A 17,505-nucleotide genomic window follows, 5' to 3' on the forward strand; every position below is an offset into this window, starting at 1 on the left:
CAAGGGCATCCGCATGATAAGGCGCTATGGTTCGGCCATAAAAAAAGGAGACAAGCGATGCAATCACAGCACGATGTGGTGGTCGTTGGCGGCGGCCTGGCTGGCATCGTCACGGCGCTGGAGTGCCTGCGCGCCGGCCAATCTGTCGCGCTCATCGACCGCGACACGCCCGAGCGCTTCGGCGGCCTGGCGCTGTGGGCGTTTGGCGGCATGGCGCTGGTAGGCACGCCGCTGCAGGCGCGCATGAAAATTCCGGATACGCCCGAGCGGGCGCTCACCGACTGGCTGCGCTTTGGCGAACTGGGCGAATCCGACGTGCTGCCACGCCAATGGGCCGAGCACTACGTGCAGCATTCGCGCAGCCAGGTGCACGACTGGCTGCTGCAGGAGGGCGTGACCTTCATGCCCGCCGTGAACTGGGTGGAGCGCGGCATGCACGGCGACGGCAACAGCGTGCCGCGTTACCACATCGTATGGGGAACCTCGCGCGAACTCACGCGCCGCATGGTGGCCGCGCTACAGGCGGCCGCGGCCACCGGCAAAGGCGCCGGCCGCCTGACGCTGCTGCACGGCCACCGCGTGACCGCGCTGGAGCACGGCGCCGGCCAGGTGTCGGGCGCTGTGGCGGTGAATGACGACACCGGCGCCGAAGTGCGCATCCAGGCGCCCGTCGTCGTGCTGGCCATGGGCGGGCTCAACGGCAGCCACCACGAGGCGCGCGCCAACTGGCCCAATGGCCGCCCGCGCCCCAGCGCCATGCTCAACGGCGCGCACCCCTACGCCGACGGCAAGCTGCACCACTGGGTGGCCGATGCGATGCAAGGCCGCATCACCCACGCCGGCGAGATGTGGAACTACGCCGCGGGCTTCCCGCATCCACACCCCCATTTCGAGGGCCACGGCCTGTCGGCCATTCCCTGCAAATCTGCGCTGTGGCTCAACCACCGGGGCGAGCGCATCGGCCCCGAACCCTTGGTCACGGGCTTTGACACCCACTGGCTGTGCCAGCGCGTAGCAGCCCAGGAAAAGCCCTGGACCTGGCATTTGCTCAACTGGCGCATCGCCGTCAAGGAATTTGCCATATCCGGCGCCGAGCACAACCAGCGCATCCGCGACAAGCAGTTTCCGGCATTTGTGAAAGAAACCTTGCTCGGCAACCACCGCCTGGTCAAGCAAATGGCAGGCGAGAGCCCGCATTTCCTGGTGGACGACACCCTGGCCGGCCTCGCCGCCAAGATGAACGCGCTCACCGGCACGAGCGATGTGCACGCCGGCGTACTGCAGGCCACTGCCGACCGCTTCGACGCCAACTTTGCCAACGCCGCCAAGCTGCACAACGACGACCAGATCCGCCGCATCCTGCACGCTCGCCAGTGGGGGCCGGACAAGCTGCGCACCTGCGAGCCAGCCCCGCTGCAAAAGCCAGGCGCTGGGCCATTCATCGCCATCCAGATGCAGCTCATCACGCGCAAAAGCCTGGGCGGCCTGCAGACCGACTTGCAAAGCCGCGTCTTGGACGGCGCGGGCCAGCCCATCGGCGGTCTGTACTGCGTGGGCGAGGCGGCAGGATTTGGCGGCGGCGGCGCCAGCGGAAAGCGCTCGCTGGAAGGTACGTTTTTGCCCGGCTGCATCCTCACGGCGCGCGCTGCGGCGCGCTCCATCACGTCAGGCCACTCACCAGGAACGCGACATGGAGTTTGACTACATCGTCGTCGGCGCCGGCTCGGCGGGCTCAGTGATTGCCTGCCGCCTGAGCGAAGACCCTGGCGTCAGCGTCTGCCTGCTGGAAGCCGGCGGGCCGGACGACAGCGTTTTCATCCGCGCCCCACTGGGCTTTGCCGCCGGTGCCACCGTGAAGATGAACGCCGTGCACTACCACACGGTGCCGCAGCCAGGCTTCAATGGCCGCAAAGGCTTTCAACCACGCGGCCAGGTGGTGGGCGGCAGCAGTGCCATCAACGCCATGGTCTATTGCCGTGGCCACCGCAGCGACTACGACGGCTGGGCGGCCGAGGGCAACCCCGGCTGGGACTACGCCAGCGTGCTGCCCTATTTCAAACGGGCCGAAGACAGCGAATGTTTTGGCGCCACCGAGTACCACGGCCAGGGCGGCCCGCTGGGCGTGGCCTACCTGCGCAGCCCGTTTGTCACATCGCAAGCGTTCTTGCGCGCCTGCGCGTCGCAGGGCCTGGCGCAAAACCCCGACTACAACGGCGCGCACCAGGAAGGCTGCTGGCCCGCGCAGGTGACGCAGCGCAACGGCGAGCGCTGCAGCGCGGCGCGCGCCTACCTCACACCGCATCTGGGCCGCGCCAACCTGACTGTGCTGACCCGCGTCCAGTGCCTGCGGATCGATTGGAACGGCAAGCGCGCCAGCGGCGTACACATTTCGCGCGGCGGGCAACAAAGCTTGCTGCGCGCGCGCCGCGAAATCATTTTGTGCGGCGGCACCTACGGCTCGCCCCAGCTCTTGATGTGCTCGGGCGTGGGGCCCGCCGATCACCTGCAGCAGCACGGCATCCCCGTGGTGCAGGCCCTGCCAGGGGTGGGCCAGAACCTGCAGGACCACGTGACCGCATCGCTCAACTGGAAAAGCGCCAGTACCGATGCCGGCATTGGCGTCTGCCCCTCAGGCGCACTGGCCTTGCTGCGCGGCATGCGCGAATGGAAAAAGCAGCGCAGCGGCTGCATCACCAGCAACGTGGCCGAGGCCGGGGCCTTTTTGCGCACCGAACCCGGCCTGCATGCCAGCGACATCGAGCTCGAATTCGTCGTCGCCATCGTCGACGACCACAGCAGAAAGCTGCACTGGGGCCACGACTTTGGCCTGCATGTGACGCTGGCACGCCCGCGCAGCCGGGGCGAGGTGCGGTTGACAAGCAGCGACGCGCGCCAGAGCCTGGAGATCGACCCGCGCTACTTCAGCGACCCGGACGACATGCCGCGCCTGGTCAAGGGCGTGCAGCGCGCGCTGGCCATCATGAACGACGCAGAACTGGCACCCTGGCGCGGCCAGATGCTCTCGCCCCTGGACGCCGGCGACCCGGCAGGCATCGAACGCGAACTGCAGCGCAGCGCCGACACCGAATACCACCCCGTGGGTACCTGCCGCATGGGGCCGGCAGGCAGCCCCGCCGCCGTGGTCGGCCCCGACCTGCGCGTGCACGGTGTGGACGGCCTGCGCGTGGCCGATGCGTCCATCATGCCGACCATCACCACCGGCAACACCAACGCCCCCACCATCATGATTGGCGAGAAATGCGCCGACTTGCTGCGCGACTGATGCAAAGCACTGGCGCAGCCGCCGAACCCACCCCACCGAGCAGGAGACACCCCATGAATGGCGCCCAAGCCCTGTTGCACACGCTGGCCGACGCCGGCATCGACGTGTGCTTTACCAACCCTGGCACCAGCGAAATGCATTTCGTCGCCGCGCTCGACGACGAGCCGCGCATGCGCGCCGTGCTGGCCCTGTTTGAGGGCGTGGCCACCGGCGCGGCCGACGGCTACGCACGCATGGCCGGCAAGCCCGCCGCCACGCTGTTGCACCTGGGCTGCGGCCTGGGCAACGGGCTGGCCAACCTGCACAACGCGCGCAAGGGCAAGGTGCCGGTGCTCAATATCGTGGGCGACCACGCCACCCACCATGTGCAGTACGACGCCCAGTTGCAGTCCGACATTGAAACCGTGGCGCGCAACGTGTCGCCGTGGGTACGCACCTCGCAAAGCACCGCCGCATTGAGCCAAGACGCGGCCGAGGCCATCACCCAGTGCATGGGACCACCGGGCAACGTGGCCACGCTGATCCTTCCGGCCGATGTCTCGTGGGGTGAAGGGGGCGTGCCGCAGACCATGCCGCCCAAAGCCCCGCCGTCCGCTGCCGACGACGCCGTGGTCGCTGCGGTGGCGCACGCGCTGCAAGGCCCCGGCAATAAGGCCTTTCTGCTGGGCGACCGCGCCCTGCGTGCAGAGACCTTGATGGTGCTGGGACGCATCGCCGCCAGAACCGGCGCCAAGCTGTTTGCCGAGGTCTTCCCTACCCGCATCGAACGTGGCGCCGGACTGCCGCATGTCGAGCGCATCGCCTATTTGGCCGAACTCGCTTCGGTGCAGCTGACCGGCATCGACCACCTGATTCTGGTGGACGCCAAAGCGCCGGTCTCGTTCTTTGCCTACCCCGGCAAGAAGAGCTACCTAGTGCCGGAAGGCTGCCAATTGCACGAACTGGCATCACCCACACAAGACGTTGCGAGCTGCCTCGCCAAGCTCTGCAGCGCTGTGGACGCCAGCCAGACGGCCCCCGTGCTGCAGTCCGCGAAGCGTCCGTCCCGACCACGCGGCAAATTCACCGCCGACAAGGTGTGCAAGGCAATAGGTCACCTGCTGCCAGACAACGCCATCCTGGTGGACGAAGCGCAGACCTCCGGCATCATGCTGCCGATGTTCACGGCCGGGGCTCCGCGCCACGACGTGCTGACCCTCACCGGCGGCGCCATCGGCCAAGGCCTGCCCAACGCCGTGGGCGCGGCCATCGCCTGCCCGGATCGCAAGGTGATTGCGCTGGCCGGCGACGGATCGGCGATGTACACCCTCCAGGCGCTGTGGACCATGGCGCGCGAGAAGCTCGACATCATCTCCATCATCTTCAACAACCGCGCCTACGCCATCCTGAACGTCGAGCTGCGCCGCGTGGGTGCGGCGGGCGCGGGCGACAAGGCGCGCGCGCAGCTCGACCTCAAGCACCCGCCGCTGGACTTCGTGGCCTTGTCCGAAGGCATGGGCGTGCGGGCCCGGCGCGCCACGACGACGGAGGAGTTTCTGGCGGCGTTCGAGCATGCCCTGCGCACACCCGGCCCGCACCTGATCGAAGCCATCGTGCCGCCGACGCTCGCCGGCCTCAAGCTGCGCATCCTGCCGAGTCTGCTGGAATCGCTGGCGAATTTGCCTCGGCCGGTGGCGCGGGCGCTCAAGAAAAAGATCGCCCCCTGAATAGGGCACAACCCCCTGAGCGGTTGCGCCGCATCCCCTTTCTCTCGCTTCGCGGGAAGGGTACGGCTCCGGTGGACTGGCAAAGCCAAATCCACAGTGCCACTGGTTTGAAAAGCATGCCCGCCGCTGAAGGCGGGAATGGATATTGGCGCTACCGCCCGCCGCCCAGGTTTTCGCTGGCCTGCGGATCGGGCCCGAACTGCGTGCGCAGCACCTTGCCGTCGCCCTTGGTGACCACGGTAAACACCTTGCGCGTGGTGGCGTCCTGCATGAAGCGCCAGTCCACATGCGTTTCGCCTGTGAGATCAAAACGCATGGTCTTGGCGGGTTTGCCCAGCAGCCTGCGCACTTCGTCCATGCCCATGCCGGGCTGCACGCGGGCGAAAGTCTCCTGGGTAAGCACCTGACGCACCGCGACGAGCTTGCCGTCGGCTCCGAGGGTGATCATGAAGTTCTCGGTGCCGGCGGGCTGCCGGTTGTACTCCAGTGTATGGCCACCGCCGGGCTCGGGCCAGGTGTTTTCCGGCATGCCAAAACGATCGCGCACATCGGCCTCGGTGGACTGGCCCGGCTGCAGTTCGCTGATGCGCTGGGCGTCACATCCGGACAGCAAGAGCAGCCCCAAAAGCGTGGCGCCAAGCAGTTTGGCAAGTGGCATGGCAGTCCCCGGTAAAATCATGCGAACAAGCGTAACCCAAAGCCATGTCCATCTTCGCCCGCCCCCACTACACCTCCGACGCCACCCAGTTCATCGAAAAGCTCAAGCAGGAACGCCCCGAGCTCGATGCCCAGCAGCGCGCTGGCCGTGCCCTGCTGTGGGACAAGCCCGTAGACCGCAGTCTGTGGGAGCAATACCGCGCCGGGCGGGTGCCGCAAAAGTCCTACGTTTACTACTCGTACAGCGACGAATAAAATCGACTCCAGCGCAATACTGGAAAGACTTAATTGCTATTAATAGTATAGTAAATATGGTCACGGTGAGAGACACCAGCATGGTTCCTCCACCAGGTGCCATGCCCGAGGTCATTGACCAGGTGGCGCTGGCGCGCCTATACGGCGAGCCGCTGTTCGCGCTACCCACCGACCTCTACATCCCGCCCGATGCACTGGAAGTCTTCCTGGAAGCCTTTGAAGGCCCGCTGGACCTGCTGCTCTATCTGATCCGCAAGCAGAACTTCAACATTCTCGACATCCCCATGGCGGGGTTGACGCGCCAGTATCTGGTGTACGTCGAAGAGATCCGCAGCCGCAACCTGGAGCTGGCCGCCGAATACCTTTTAATGGCGGCCATGCTCATCGAGATCAAATCGCGCATGCTGCTGCCTCAGCGCAAACAGGAAGGCGCCGACGAGGCCGAGGACCCGCGCGCCGCGCTGGTGCGCCGCCTGCTTGAATACGAACAGATGAAGATGGCCGCCGCGCGGCTTTCGGCCTTGCCACAGCAGGGCCGCGATTTTCTGTGTGCCCAGGTATTTATCGAGCAAAGCCTGCAGCCGCGCTTTCCCGACGTGCAACTGACCGATCTGCAAGAGGCCTGGCAGGACATCCTGAAGCGCGCGCGCCTGGTCCAGCATCACAAGATCACGCGCGAGGAACTCTCCGTGCGCGAACACATGGGCCACGTGCTCAAGGCGCTGCAGGGCCGACGTTTTGTCGAGTTTGAATCCCTGTTTGACCCTTCGCGCGGCAGCACGGTGCTGGTGGTTACTTTCATCGCCCTGCTCGAACTCGCCAAGGAAACGCTGATCGAGATCACGCAGGCCGAAGCCTTTTCCCCGATTTACGTCAGGCTCGCATATAAGCCCGCCTAAACTTGTCTGCCTCTGCCCGCAGCACCTGCGGGCCACCGCACCGGCCGGATGCCGTGCATTTGCACCGAGTCAATAGTCCCCATGGCTTCACACGATTTCGACGTACTCATTGTGGGCAGCGGCCTGGCTGGACTGTCTGCGGCGCTGCACCTGGCGCCTACACACCGCGTGGCTGTGATCACCAAGCGCCAGATGCAGGACGGCTCCAGCGCCTGGGCGCAAGGCGGCATCGCAGCCGTGCTGGCCAACGACGACAGCTTTGAAGCGCATATCCAGGACACCCTGGTGGCTGGTGCCGGCCTGTGCGACCTGGCCACTACCCGCTTTGTGGTGGAAAACGCCCCCGCTGCCATCAACTGGCTGCGCGAACTGGGCGTTCCTTTTACACAGGAGGGAGAGGAACTACACCTCACGCGCGAGGGTGGGCACAGCGCACGGCGCATTGCCCACGTGACGGACGCCACCGGCGCCGCCGTGCAACGCACCCTGATCGACGTGGTGCGCGGCACGCCCGGCATCACTGTGTTCGAGCAGCACACGCTGGTCGACGTGATCACCAGTGCCAAGCTGGGCCTTGCGGGCCAGCAATGCCTGGGGCTCTACGCACTGGACGAAGCCACCGACGAAGTCGTGACCTTTCGCGCGCCCCACACCATTCTGGCCACCGGCGGCGCCGGCAAGGTCTACCTCTACACCACCAACCCCGATACGGCCACTGGCGACGGCATTGCCGCTGCCTGGCGCGCTGGTTGCCGCGTGGGCAACATGGAGTTCATCCAGTTCCATCCCACCGGCCTGTACCACGCCCGCGCCAAATCCTTTCTGATCAGCGAAGCGGTGCGCGGCGAAGGCGGGCGCTTGCTGCTGCCCGACGGCACGCGCTTCATGCCAAGCCACGATCCGCGCGCCGAACTGGCCCCGCGCGACGTGGTGGCCCGCGCCATCGACTTCGAAATGAAAAAGCACGGTCTGGACTGCGTGCTGCTCGACATCTCGCACCAGAGTCCCGAGTTTTTGCACGAGCATTTCCCCAACATCCTAGCCTATTGCGCCGAGCTGGGCATCGACATCACCAAGGAACCGATTCCCGTGGTGCCCACGGCGCACTTCACCTGCGGCGGCGTGCTGACCGACCTCTCGGGCCGCACGGACCTGCCGGGCCTGTACGCAGTAGGCGAAGTGGCCTGCACTGGCCTGCACGGCGCCAACCGGCTTGCCAGCAACTCGCTGCTCGAATGCATGGTGTTTGCGCGGGCAGCCGCGCAGCACATTGCCAGCGCGCCCCGCATGCAGATCCCGGCCCTGCCGCGCTGGGACGACAGCCGCGTGACCGATGCCGACGAATGCGTGGTGATCTCGCACAACTGGGACGAGCTGCGCCGCTTTATGTGGGACTACGTGGGCATCGTGCGCACCAACAAGCGTCTGGAGCGCGCCACACACCGCATCACGCTGCTGCTGGCCGAGATCGACGAGTTCTACGCCAACTTCCACGTTACGCGCGATCTGCTGGAGCTGCGCAACCTCGTGCAGGTGGCTGCCCTCATCGTGCGCTCGGCGCAACTGCGTCGCGAAAGCCGGGGCCTGCACTACAGCCGCGACTACCCCAACCTCGCCGCGCCTGCGGCCTCGACCTTTCTCGTGCCCCCCGTCAGCCAGTGACTCACAGCCAAACTACCATGCTCCGCACCCTGCTCCGCTCCAAAATCCACCGCGTCCGCGCCACCCACTGTGAACTGCACTACGAGGGGTCTTGCGCCATCGACGAAGATCTGCTCGACGCGGCCGGCATGGTCGAGAACGAACAGGTACACATCTGGAACATCGACAACGGCGAGCGCTTCGTCACCTACGCCATCAAGGGCCAGCGCGGCAGCGGCATGGTCTCGGTCAACGGTTCGGCAGCGCGTCGCGCCAGCGTCGGCGACCTGCTCATCATTGCGGCCTTTGCGCAGGTCACTGAAGCCGAACTGGCGACGCACCGCCCGCAACTGGTGTTTGTCGACGCGCAGAACCGCCAGTGCGCGCTGCGCGACCATGTGCCGACCCAGTCACTCTGAAGCCTGTTCTTGAGGAAGCTTGCCATGCCGCACCTTATTGTCGAATACTCTGCCAACCTGGCGCCTTTCCCCGAGCGCAAAACCCTGGTCGAACTCAACGAAGCCGTTTGCGCCAGCCCCGAAGTGCAGACGGAAGCCGACCTCAAAACCCGCTTCATCTCACAGAACAGTTTTGCCGTGGGCACCGAGTCCTCGCCGCGTGGTTTTGTGCACGCCCAGCTGCGCCTGCTGGCCGGGCGCACGCCCGACGCCAAGGCCGACCTGGCCGAACGCGTCGCCGCCGTCCTGCGCCGACGCACGCCGCAACCCGAAGGCATGCTGGTTCAACTCAGCGTCGAGATCGTGGACATGGACCGGCCATCGTATGTGAAAGAGCGGCTGTAGAAACTTCCCAAAGCGCGGCGAAAAACCTGCTCACGCACTTGTCCGCTCAGATCAAAAAAGCGTGGAGCAACTCACTTGCTACCAGCAAAAATGCGAATCCTAAAACCGATGCGATACCTTGTCCATTTGCTGCGCAGAATTCTGGGAACCACCATGCTTCAGGAAACGTTGCTGCAAGTTCAGCAGCAGATGGCGAGTCTGGCCCAGCCTGCAGCACCCGACGCCGAGCCACCGAAGAGCGCCACGCTATGCGACGCCAGAGCACAGGTCAGACTGCTGGTTGCACGGAGCTATTTGCGAGGCCAAGGCGTGGAGATTGGCGCATTTGCCTCTCCACTGGAATTGCCGGAGGGAGCACGAGTTCAATACATCGACAAATACAGCGCCGAAGACATTGGAAAGCCATTCAATATATCCGGATTAACATTGGAAGATTTTGGCACCGACATCAATTCGATTGTCATTCCAGATATTGTTGATAGCGGGGAAACTTTGGCAAAAGTGGGGGATTACTCCCAAGACTTTGTTATTGCAAACCATGTATTCGAACATTTTGAAGATCCGATTAAAGGATTTAAAAATATGTTGCGCATTCTTAGGCATGGGGGCATTCTTTATCTCAGCCTACCAGAAATGCGTCATAGTTTTGACAGAACGCGGAAGCCTACATCATTTGAGCATCTACTGAGAGACTACGAGCACAGTCCCACGTGGTCTCGAGGCACGGCATATCAGGAGTTCGCGGAGATTTTTGCTTCGCATGGAATGGACAAAGGCCTTTTTCCCCGCGTACATGGCAGCGAACTCAAAGCATTTGTCGGGCAGCAGGCACAAATTTTGGAGAAAGCCGATTTCAGCATTCATTTTCACGCCTGGACAATGGATGGCATGCAAGAGCTATTTTTGAGAATAAAATCTCATTTCGACCTATCATTTGAGACAAAATTAATTGTAAAAAATGAAGACGAAGTTATTTTTATATTTGAAAAAACGGTTCCACAAATAAAAGCTGGAGTATTCGCATAAATAGTCTAGTCCAGCCGCCGCAAAGGTGGCGCCCCACTCCCAGCAATGGCTTTCGAACCGACCTACAGTCCCAGTTCCATGCCTTTGCCATCGCCCCTGCCTCGCTCTGAACTTCCTGTGTCTCTCGCGCCCGGCGATACGAGACAAACAGCACGCCACGTGCCCGAGCAGATCCAGAGCCGGCAATCCTTGCTGCTCGGTATTTCCCTGCTGCTGATTGCCTTCAACCTGCGCCCGGTATTTGGCAGTTTGTCGGTGGTATTGCCGGACATCATGCGCGATACCGGTCTTGGCGCTACTGGCGCCAGCCTGTTGACCACCCTGCCGATTCTTTGCCTGGGCGTTTTTTCGGCTCCGGCGCCGGCTCTGGCGCGGCGTTTTGGCATCGAGCGCACGCTGCTGGGCGCCATGCTGCTCATTTGCATCGGCACCCTGCTGCGTGGCTGGGTCCATTTGCCGCTGCTGTTTGCCGCTTCGGTGCTCGCCGGGGCAGGCATCGCCATCGGCAATGTGCTGGTGTTGGGCCTGATCAAGCGCGACTTCCCGCACCGCTCGGCGATGATGACCGGGCTCTACACCCTGGCCATCTGCGCGGGGGCGTCCGTTGCCACAGCCTTCACCGTGCCGCTGGCGCAACAGCTGTTTGGCGGCGCGTGGGCGCCAGCGTTGGCCAGTTGGGCGCTGCCCGCAGGCTTGGTCATGCTGCTCTGGGCGCCGCTGGCGCTATCGGCCCCGCATGAGGCGATTTCTCCCGTACCGAATCCCCTGTCGGGCAGGAGACTGGGCAGCCTGGGACGCGATCGCCTTGCCTGGCAAGTGACGATCTTCATGGGCTCGCAATCGGCCATGGCTTATGTCGTAATGGGCTGGCTGGCTCCGATCCTGCGCGAGCGGGGCCTGAACGGCACGGAGGCAGGCTACGTGGTTGCCACGGCCATCCTCACACAGTTGGTCACCAGCCTGCTGACACCCTCCATTGCGGCGCGCTGCCGGGACCAGCGAGCGCTGGCCGTCGGTCTGGCGCTGCTCGTACTGAGCTCTTTGTTGGCACTGATTTTTGCCCCGCTTGGCGGCCGATGGGTCTGGGCCGTGCTGCTGGGCTGCGGTCTGGGAAGCGCCTTTGCGCTCGCACTGAGCCTCATCGTCATGCGCAGCGCCAACGCCCAAGTCACCGCCCAGCTCTCGGCCATGGCGCAAGGATGGGGCTACACCTTGGCGGCAGTTGGTCCGCTGCTGGTGGGGCTGCTGCGCGGCTGGACCGGCGGCTATGCATCGGCAGCGACTTTGTTGGTGCTGCTCTCCGTTGTCATGGCCTGGAGCGGCTGGGGGGCAGGTCGCAACCTGCTTGTGCAGCCGCATTCGCACTGATGTATGCACATGGCATGGCAGAACGTCTTGAAACTTTGCTATTAACAATATAGCTATCCAAGCTTATTTCACAAGCGATGGGGCCTAAAAACACTTGATTTTTTAGATCCCGACGACGCCTACCCATTGGCTCACTCTCCCAGGCAGACCGGCCCTGTTCTCGCCGGTCAAAAAACAAAGACCGCCCGAAGGCGGTCTTTGCGAGGGATGCACTGCGCTACGTGATCAGACGGTTTCGCCGTACACGGAAATGGTGACTTCCACAGCCACGTCGTGGTGCAAGGTCACGCTCACGGCGCTATCGCCGATGGTCTTGATGGGGCCGGCGGGCATACGCACTTGCGACTTCAGCACCTTGAAGCCCAGCTTGTTCAGCTCTTCGGCGATGTCGCCATTGGTGACAGAACCAAACAGGCGGCCGTCCACACCGGCCTTTTGCGTCAGCTTGATGACCTTGCCTTCAAGCTTGGCACCTTCAGCTTGCGAAACGGCGAGCTTTTCAGCTGCAGCTTTTTCCAGTTCGGCGCGCTTGGCTTCGAACTCGGCTTTGGCGGTAGCCGTGGCACGGCGGGCACGGCCCGAGGGAATCAGAAAGTTGCGGGCGTAGCCGTCTTTGACCTTGACGAGATCGCCGAGGATGCCAAGGTTTGCAACCTTGTCGAGCAGGATGATTTGCATGACGGGTGCTCCTTAGATTTTGTGCTGGTCGCTGTAAGGCACCAGTGCCAGGAAGCGTGCGCGCTTGATGGCGGTGTTGAGCTGGCGCTGGAAGATCGCGCGCGTGCCGGTCAGGCGCGCGGGGATGATCTTGCCGTTCTCGGCGATGAAGTCGCGCAGCGTGTCGACATCCTTGTAGTCGATTTCTTCGACGCCAGTGACGGTGAAACGGCAGAAGCGCTTGCGCTTGAACAGCAGCGACTGGGTGTTGCGCTTGGGGCGCTTGTCTTTATTGAATTTCTTGAACGTGGCCATTGACGGACCTCTTGAAAATTAATCGGGTTGAATATCCTGAACATGCAGCACAGCGTGCTTGCCATTGCGGGGTGTTGCCAAAAAACCAGTGAAGCGCCAGAGGCTGCCTATGGATTGCTTGGCCAATCGCTCGGCCATCGCACCAAAAGCCACCGCTTTCATCGCTGCCTTGACATCGCGGTTCTGTCCTGCCTCTTGCTGCTGCGAGCTGTGCTCAAGCCGCAATTCGATGGCGGGAAGACCGGCGGGCGTGAATCGCAAAGGCTGCGCCTCGGCGATACAGGCGGTCAAGACAACGTGGTTCTGCACTCCTTGGGGCAAACGCCGCGTCTGGCGCTATGCGCGCTCAGTACGTTCGCTGCGCTCGCCACGGTCGGGGCGCTCTCCGCGCTCACCGGAAGCAGCGTATTCGGCCTGGCTGGCCTTGCGGGCTTCTTCGCGCTCGACGGTCTTCATCATCGACGAAGGGCCGGTATCGGCCTTCTTCTTCAGCACGGTGAGGTGGCGCAGAACGGCGTCGTTGAACTTGAACGCATGCTCCAGTTCGGCCATCACAGCCTGATCGGCTTCGATGTTGATGCACAGGTAGTGCGCCTTGGCGAGCTTGTTGATCAGGTATGCCAGCTGGCGGCGGCCCCAGTCTTCCACGCGGTGCACCTGACCACCGCCAGCGGTGATCATGCCCTTGTAGCGCTCGAGCATGGCGGGAACCTGCTCGCTTTGATCCGGATGGATCAACAAAATGATTTCGTAGTGACGCATGCATACTCCTTGTGGTTAAACGCCACCCGCTGCGTCCGTAGCAGTGTGGCAAGGCAAAGCCGGCAATTATAGTACGCAGCTGTCGCTTGGCGCTGAAGCGCGTCTGTGCAGATCACACCATGCGCAATCCTTGAATTGCTCCCTGCCGCCCCCATGTGCGCCGACATACCTTCCTTTCATCCGCTCCTTCGCCTCTGAGACGACCGACATGCAAGACAACAACCACAATCCCGCCGCGCCGGCTCCGAACCTGCCCCCCGAAGAATTTGAAGCCGCGATGGCTGCCAATGCCAACGATGAAATGCAGCGCTTGCAGAACGAACTGGCTGAGTTGAAGGCCAAAAGTGCCGAACTGGCCGATCAGTTTCTGCGTGCCAAGGCCGAGGCCGAAAACGCCCGCCGCCGTGCCGAGGACGAAATCTCCAAGGCGCGCAAGTTCGGTATCGAGAATTTTGCTGAGGGTCTGCTGCCCGTGGCCGACAGCCTGGACGCGGCACTCGCCATTCAAAACGCGACTGCGGCGCAGTTGCGCGAAGGCACTGAAGCCACCTTGCGCCAACTGATCTCGGCGCTGGAGCGCAATCGTGTGGTCGTCGTGAACCCACCTCCGGGCGAAAAGTTCGATCCGCACCGCCACCAAGCCATCAGCATGGTGGCGGCCAACCAGGAAGCCAACACCATCGTCTCGGTGCTGCAAAAGGGCTACCTGATTGCCGATCGGGTGTTGCGCCCTGCTCTGGTAACGGTGGCCGCGCCCAAGTAGGCACAAAAATGCGCCGACCCGCTTGAAGCCTGCCACGCAGGCCACAAATAACAGCCATTCACACCAATCAACTGCCTCGCGGAGAAAAAAATGGGAAAAATCATCGGTATTGACCTCGGCACGACCAATAGCTGCGTTTCCATCATGGAGGGCAACACGACCCGAGTGATCGAAAACAGCGAAGGCGCACGCACCACGCCGTCCATCGTTGCCTATCTGGAGAACGGCGAAGTGCTGGTGGGCGCGTCGGCCAAGCGCCAGGCCGTGACCAACCCCAAGAACACGCTCTACGCCGTCAAACGCCTGATCGGCCGCAAGTTCACCGAAAAAGAAGTGCAAAAGGACATCGACTTGATGCCCTATTCCATCGTGGCGGCCGACAACGGGGACGCGTGGGTGGAAGTGCACGGCAAGAAACTCTCGGCTCAGCAGGTCAGTGCCGACATCCTGCGCAAGATGAAGAAAACGGCGGAAGACTTTCTCGGTGAGCCCGTCACCGAAGCCGTCATCACGGTGCCTGCCTACTTCAACGACGCCCAGCGCCAGGCTACCAAGGACGCCGGCCGCATTGCAGGTCTGGACGTCAAGCGCATCATCAACGAGCCCACCGCAGCGGCGCTGGCCTTTGGCCTGGACAAGCAGGACAAGCGTGACCGCAAGATTGCGGTGTACGACCTGGGCGGCGGCACGTTTGACGTGTCCATCATTGAAATTGCCGACGTCGACGGCGAAAAGCAGTTCGAGGTGCTCTCGACCAATGGCGACACCTTCCTGGGTGGCGAGGACTTCGACCAGCGCATCATCGACTACATCATTGCCGAGTTCAAAAAGGACCAGGGCGTCGATCTGTCCAAAGACGTTCTGGCCCTGCAGCGCCTGAAAGAAGCGGCGGAAAAGGCCAAGATCGAGCTGTCGAACTCGGCTGCGACCGACATCAACCTGCCCTACGTGACAGCCGACGCTTCGGGACCTAAGCACCTGAACATCAAGCTCACCCGCGCCAAGCTCGAGAGCCTGGTGGACGAGCTGATCGAGCGCACCATCGGCCCTTGCCGCACGGCCATCAAGGACGCCGGCATCAGCGTCTCCGACATCAACGACGTGATCCTGGTTGGCGGCATGACACGCATGCCCAAGGTGCAGGAGAAGGTCAAGGAGTTTTTCGGCAAGGAGCCGCGCAAGGACGTCAACCCCGACGAAGCCGTGGCCGTGGGCGCTGCCATTCAGGGCCAGGTGCTCTCGGGCGATCGCAAGGACGTGCTGCTGCTGGACGTGACGCCGCTGTCGCTGGGCATTGAAACCCTGGGCGGAGTGATGACCAAGATGATCACCAAGAACACGACCATCCCGACGAAGTTCGCACAGACCTTCTCGACGGCAGACGACAACCAGCCGGCGGTGACCATCAAGGTATTCCAGGGCGAACGCGAAATTGCCTCGGGCAACAAGCTGCTGGGCGAATTCAATCTTGAGGGCATCCCGCCAGCTGCGCGTGGCACACCGCAAATCGAGGTGTCGTTCGACATCGACGCCAACGGCATCCTGCACGTCGGCGCCAAGGACAAGGGCACGGGCAAGGAAAACAAGATCACCATCAAGGCGAACTCTGGCCTGTCCGAAGCCGAGATCCAGCAGATGGTGAAGGACGCCGAGATGAACGCGGCCGACGACAAGAAGAAACTCGAACTGGTGCAGGCTCGCAACCAGGGTGAGGCCGCTGTGCACAGCGTGACGAAGAGCCTGACTGAGCATGGCGACAAGCTTGATGCTGGCGAGAAAGACGCTATCACCGCAGCGGTCAAAGCTTTGGAAGAAGCGCTCAAGACCGAAGACAAGGCCGACATCGAGACGAAGACCACAGCCCTGATGACGGCCAGCCAGAAGCTGGGCGAGAAGATGTACGCGAACGAGCAGGCGACTCAGGCTGCGCAAGGTGCTGCTGGTGCGGACGCGGCGGCGCAACAAGCGTCGGGCTCGGCACCTGCCGACGACGACAACGTGGTGGACGCCGAAGTCAAGGAAGTAAAGAAGGGCTAAGCCCGTCAGGGCTGCGCACCGGGCGCAGCCAGACCGACCGAGCCGCCGTGCTGGGAGCCCCAAAGGCTTTCGCGCGGCGTTCCTGTTCCAACCGGGCTGACAACTCATGTCGAAAAGAGACTACTACGAGGTTCTCGGCGTTCCCAAGAACGCCTCCGAGGACGAGATCAAAAAGGCCTATCGCAAACTGGCGATGAAGCACCACCCTGACCGCAACCAGGGCGATGCGGGCAAGGCAGCGGAGGACCGCTTCAAAGAGGCCAAAGAAGCCTACGAAATGTTGTCGGATGCGCGCAAGCGTTCGGCTTACGACCAGTTCGGGCACGCCGGCGTCGACCCGAATATGCGCGGCCCCGGAGGCCCGGGAACGGAGGGGTTTGGCGGGTTTGCCGAAGCCTTTGGCGACATCTTTGGCGACATGTTCAACCAGGGCGGACGCGGGCGCGGCCCGGGCGGGCGCCAGGTCTACCGTGGCAGCGATCTGAGCTACGCCATGGAGGTCACGCTGGAAGAAGCTGCGCGTGGAAAGGACGCGCAAATCCGCATCCCTTCGTGGGAAGCCTGCGACACCTGCCACGGCAGCGGTGCCAAGCCCGGCACCAGCGCCAAAACCTGCGGCACCTGCAGTGGTTCCGGCACCGTACAGATGCGCCAGGGCTTTTTTAGCGTGCAGCAGACCTGCCCGCATTGCCGCGGCACCGGCAAGATCATCCCCGAGCCGTGTGCGAGCTGCCAGGGCCAGGGGCGCGTGAAGAAGCAGAAGACGCTCGAAGTGAAGATTCCGGCCGGTATCGATGACGGCATGCGTATCCGCAGCACCGGCAACGGTGAGCCCGGCACCAACGGCGGGCCGCCCGGCGACCTGTACATCGAAATCCGCATGAAGAAGCACGACATCTTCGAGCGCGACGGTGACGATCTGCACTGCCAGGTGCCTGTGAGCTTCATCACGGCGGCGCTGGGCGGCGAGATCGACGTACCTACTCTCAATGGCAAGGCTGCCATCGACATCCCCGAAGGCACCCAGGCCGGCAAGCAGTTCCGCCTGCGCGGCAAAGGCGTCAAGGGCGTGCGCGCCAGCTACCCCGGCGACCTGTATTGCCACATTGCGGTGGAAACTCCGGTCAAGCTGACTGAACACCAGCGCAAGCTATTGCGTGAACTCGAAGAATCGCTGAAAAAGGGCGGCGCTCGCCACTCACCGAGCGGCGAGAGCTGGACCGACAAGCTCAAGAGTTTCTTCAGTTGATTCCGTCTCCAGATCAGGCGTGAACAGGGAGGCGAAGCTGACCCAGTGCGTGCGCGTTTGATTTAGAACTGGAATGAGTTCGCT

Annotated in this window: 18 protein-coding genes; 13 read left to right on the forward strand and 5 right to left on the reverse strand. The window is 63.0% G+C overall.

Features of this window, described 5'->3' with window-relative positions:
* Positions 1 to 57 precede the first annotated feature (57 nt).
* The 3 genes from C6571_RS02730 to C6571_RS02740 are packed head-to-tail and all read left to right on the forward strand — an operon-like array spanning position 58 to position 4,989.
* On the forward strand, positions 58 to 1,701 hold the full coding sequence (locus tag C6571_RS02730) for an FAD-dependent oxidoreductase (protein WP_106445328.1): 1,644 nt from the start codon (positions 58 to 60) through the stop codon (positions 1,699 to 1,701).
* A complete protein-coding gene (locus C6571_RS02735) occupies positions 1,691 to 3,283 on the forward strand; it encodes a GMC family oxidoreductase (protein ID WP_106445329.1) in 1,593 nt (530 codons plus the stop codon). Before C6571_RS02730 ends, C6571_RS02735 begins: the two co-directional genes overlap by 11 nt.
* Positions 3,284 to 3,336: 53 nt before the next feature.
* Entirely contained in the window at positions 3,337 to 4,989 is a 1,653-nt protein-coding gene (locus C6571_RS02740; RefSeq protein ID WP_106445330.1) for an acetolactate synthase large subunit, read from the forward strand.
* 151 nt (positions 4,990 to 5,140) lie between these two features.
* Here C6571_RS02740 and C6571_RS02745 read toward each other — a convergent pair whose 3' ends face one another.
* Entirely contained in the window at positions 5,141 to 5,647 is a 507-nt protein-coding gene (locus C6571_RS02745; RefSeq protein ID WP_106445331.1) for an outer membrane protein assembly factor BamE, read from the reverse strand.
* A gap of 44 nt (positions 5,648 to 5,691) precedes the next feature.
* Between C6571_RS02745 and C6571_RS02750 the strand changes: the two genes are divergently transcribed.
* The 7 genes from C6571_RS02750 (at position 5,692) to C6571_RS02780 (ending at position 11,638) form a co-directional block, all read left to right on the forward strand.
* The gene (locus C6571_RS02750) at positions 5,692 to 5,901 is read left to right on the forward strand and encodes a DUF3460 family protein (RefSeq protein WP_106445332.1); all 210 of its coding nucleotides are present in this window, start codon (positions 5,692 to 5,694) and stop codon (positions 5,899 to 5,901) included.
* Positions 5,902 to 5,981: 80 nt separating this feature from the next.
* A complete protein-coding gene (locus C6571_RS02755; protein ID WP_245901369.1) occupies positions 5,982 to 6,800 on the forward strand; it encodes a segregation and condensation protein A in 819 nt (272 codons plus the stop codon).
* Between the two features lie 81 nt (positions 6,801 to 6,881).
* Positions 6,882 to 8,462: an L-aspartate oxidase gene (nadB, locus tag C6571_RS02760; RefSeq protein WP_106445334.1), complete on the forward strand. Its 1,581-nt coding sequence runs from the start codon at positions 6,882 to 6,884 to the stop codon at positions 8,460 to 8,462.
* A 17-nt stretch (positions 8,463 to 8,479) separates the two neighbouring features.
* On the forward strand, positions 8,480 to 8,860 hold the full coding sequence (panD, locus tag C6571_RS02765) for an aspartate 1-decarboxylase (RefSeq protein ID WP_106448004.1): 381 nt from the start codon (positions 8,480 to 8,482) through the stop codon (positions 8,858 to 8,860).
* Between the two features lie 24 nt (positions 8,861 to 8,884).
* The gene (locus C6571_RS02770; RefSeq protein ID WP_106445335.1) at positions 8,885 to 9,244 is read left to right on the forward strand and encodes a 5-carboxymethyl-2-hydroxymuconate Delta-isomerase; all 360 of its coding nucleotides are present in this window, start codon (positions 8,885 to 8,887) and stop codon (positions 9,242 to 9,244) included.
* Between the two features lie 153 nt (positions 9,245 to 9,397).
* Complete coding sequence (locus C6571_RS02775; protein WP_170094662.1) at positions 9,398 to 10,270, forward strand: methyltransferase domain-containing protein; 873 nt, start codon at positions 9,398 to 9,400, stop codon at positions 10,268 to 10,270.
* Between the two features lie 159 nt (positions 10,271 to 10,429).
* Complete coding sequence (locus C6571_RS02780; protein ID WP_245901370.1) at positions 10,430 to 11,638, forward strand: CynX/NimT family MFS transporter; 1,209 nt, start codon at positions 10,430 to 10,432, stop codon at positions 11,636 to 11,638.
* A 225-nt stretch (positions 11,639 to 11,863) separates the two neighbouring features.
* On the opposite strand, the gene rplI is transcribed toward C6571_RS02780, so the two are convergent.
* Genes rplI through rpsF form a run of 4 tightly spaced genes read right to left on the reverse strand, consistent with a single transcriptional unit; the run spans position 11,864 to position 13,372 of the window.
* Positions 11,864 to 12,316 (reverse strand): 50S ribosomal protein L9, encoded by a 453-nt coding sequence (gene rplI, locus C6571_RS02785; RefSeq protein ID WP_106445338.1) that lies wholly within the window; start codon positions 12,314 to 12,316, stop codon positions 11,864 to 11,866.
* Positions 12,317 to 12,328: 12 nt separating this feature from the next.
* Positions 12,329 to 12,610: a 30S ribosomal protein S18 gene (rpsR, locus tag C6571_RS02790; protein ID WP_005795932.1), complete on the reverse strand. Its 282-nt coding sequence runs from the start codon at positions 12,608 to 12,610 to the stop codon at positions 12,329 to 12,331.
* An 18-nt stretch (positions 12,611 to 12,628) separates the two neighbouring features.
* Positions 12,629 to 12,919: a primosomal replication protein N gene (gene priB, locus C6571_RS02795; protein WP_106445339.1), complete on the reverse strand. Its 291-nt coding sequence runs from the start codon at positions 12,917 to 12,919 to the stop codon at positions 12,629 to 12,631.
* Between the two features lie 27 nt (positions 12,920 to 12,946).
* Positions 12,947 to 13,372, reverse strand: coding sequence for a 30S ribosomal protein S6 (gene rpsF / locus C6571_RS02800; RefSeq protein WP_106445340.1), 426 nt, complete (start codon positions 13,370 to 13,372; stop codon positions 12,947 to 12,949).
* Positions 13,373 to 13,580: 208 nt separating this feature from the next.
* Here rpsF and grpE point away from each other — a divergent pair, with 208 nt between their 5' ends.
* The 3 genes from grpE (at position 13,581) to dnaJ (ending at position 17,421) form a co-directional block, all read left to right on the forward strand.
* Positions 13,581 to 14,135, forward strand: coding sequence for a nucleotide exchange factor GrpE (gene grpE, locus C6571_RS02805; protein WP_106445341.1), 555 nt, complete (start codon positions 13,581 to 13,583; stop codon positions 14,133 to 14,135).
* A gap of 90 nt (positions 14,136 to 14,225) precedes the next feature.
* The gene (gene dnaK, locus C6571_RS02810; RefSeq protein ID WP_106445342.1) at positions 14,226 to 16,172 is read left to right on the forward strand and encodes a molecular chaperone DnaK; all 1,947 of its coding nucleotides are present in this window, start codon (positions 14,226 to 14,228) and stop codon (positions 16,170 to 16,172) included.
* Between the two features lie 106 nt (positions 16,173 to 16,278).
* Entirely contained in the window at positions 16,279 to 17,421 is a 1,143-nt protein-coding gene (dnaJ, locus tag C6571_RS02815; protein WP_106445343.1) for a molecular chaperone DnaJ, read from the forward strand.
* The last annotated feature ends 84 nt before the right edge of the window (positions 17,422 to 17,505 follow it).

Source organism: Simplicispira suum (assembly GCF_003008595.1).
GTDB lineage: Bacteria > Pseudomonadota > Gammaproteobacteria > Burkholderiales > Burkholderiaceae_C > Simplicispira > Simplicispira suum.

Coding starts and splice junctions, on each gene's coding strand:
- C6571_RS02755 (WP_245901369.1), top strand. CDS start 5,982: ATGGTTCCTCCACCAGGTGCCATGCCCGAGGTCATTGACCAGGTGGCG.
- rpsR (WP_005795932.1), bottom strand. CDS start 12,610: ATGGCCACGTTCAAGAAATTCAATAAAGACAAGCGCCCCAAGCGCAAC.
- dnaJ (WP_106445343.1), top strand. CDS start 16,279: ATGTCGAAAAGAGACTACTACGAGGTTCTCGGCGTTCCCAAGAACGCC.
- grpE (WP_106445341.1), top strand. CDS start 13,581: ATGCAAGACAACAACCACAATCCCGCCGCGCCGGCTCCGAACCTGCCC.
- dnaK (WP_106445342.1), top strand. CDS start 14,226: ATGGGAAAAATCATCGGTATTGACCTCGGCACGACCAATAGCTGCGTT.
- C6571_RS02750 (WP_106445332.1), top strand. CDS start 5,692: ATGTCCATCTTCGCCCGCCCCCACTACACCTCCGACGCCACCCAGTTC.
- panD (WP_106448004.1), top strand. CDS start 8,480: ATGCTCCGCACCCTGCTCCGCTCCAAAATCCACCGCGTCCGCGCCACC.
- C6571_RS02745 (WP_106445331.1), bottom strand. CDS start 5,647: ATGCCACTTGCCAAACTGCTTGGCGCCACGCTTTTGGGGCTGCTCTTG.
- nadB (WP_106445334.1), top strand. CDS start 6,882: ATGGCTTCACACGATTTCGACGTACTCATTGTGGGCAGCGGCCTGGCT.
- C6571_RS02740 (WP_106445330.1), top strand. CDS start 3,337: ATGAATGGCGCCCAAGCCCTGTTGCACACGCTGGCCGACGCCGGCATC.
- rplI (WP_106445338.1), bottom strand. CDS start 12,316: ATGCAAATCATCCTGCTCGACAAGGTTGCAAACCTTGGCATCCTCGGC.
- C6571_RS02770 (WP_106445335.1), top strand. CDS start 8,885: ATGCCGCACCTTATTGTCGAATACTCTGCCAACCTGGCGCCTTTCCCC.
- rpsF (WP_106445340.1), bottom strand. CDS start 13,372: ATGCGTCACTACGAAATCATTTTGTTGATCCATCCGGATCAAAGCGAG.
- C6571_RS02735 (WP_106445329.1), top strand. CDS start 1,691: ATGGAGTTTGACTACATCGTCGTCGGCGCCGGCTCGGCGGGCTCAGTG.
- C6571_RS02775 (WP_170094662.1), top strand. CDS start 9,398: ATGCTTCAGGAAACGTTGCTGCAAGTTCAGCAGCAGATGGCGAGTCTG.
- C6571_RS02730 (WP_106445328.1), top strand. CDS start 58: ATGCAATCACAGCACGATGTGGTGGTCGTTGGCGGCGGCCTGGCTGGC.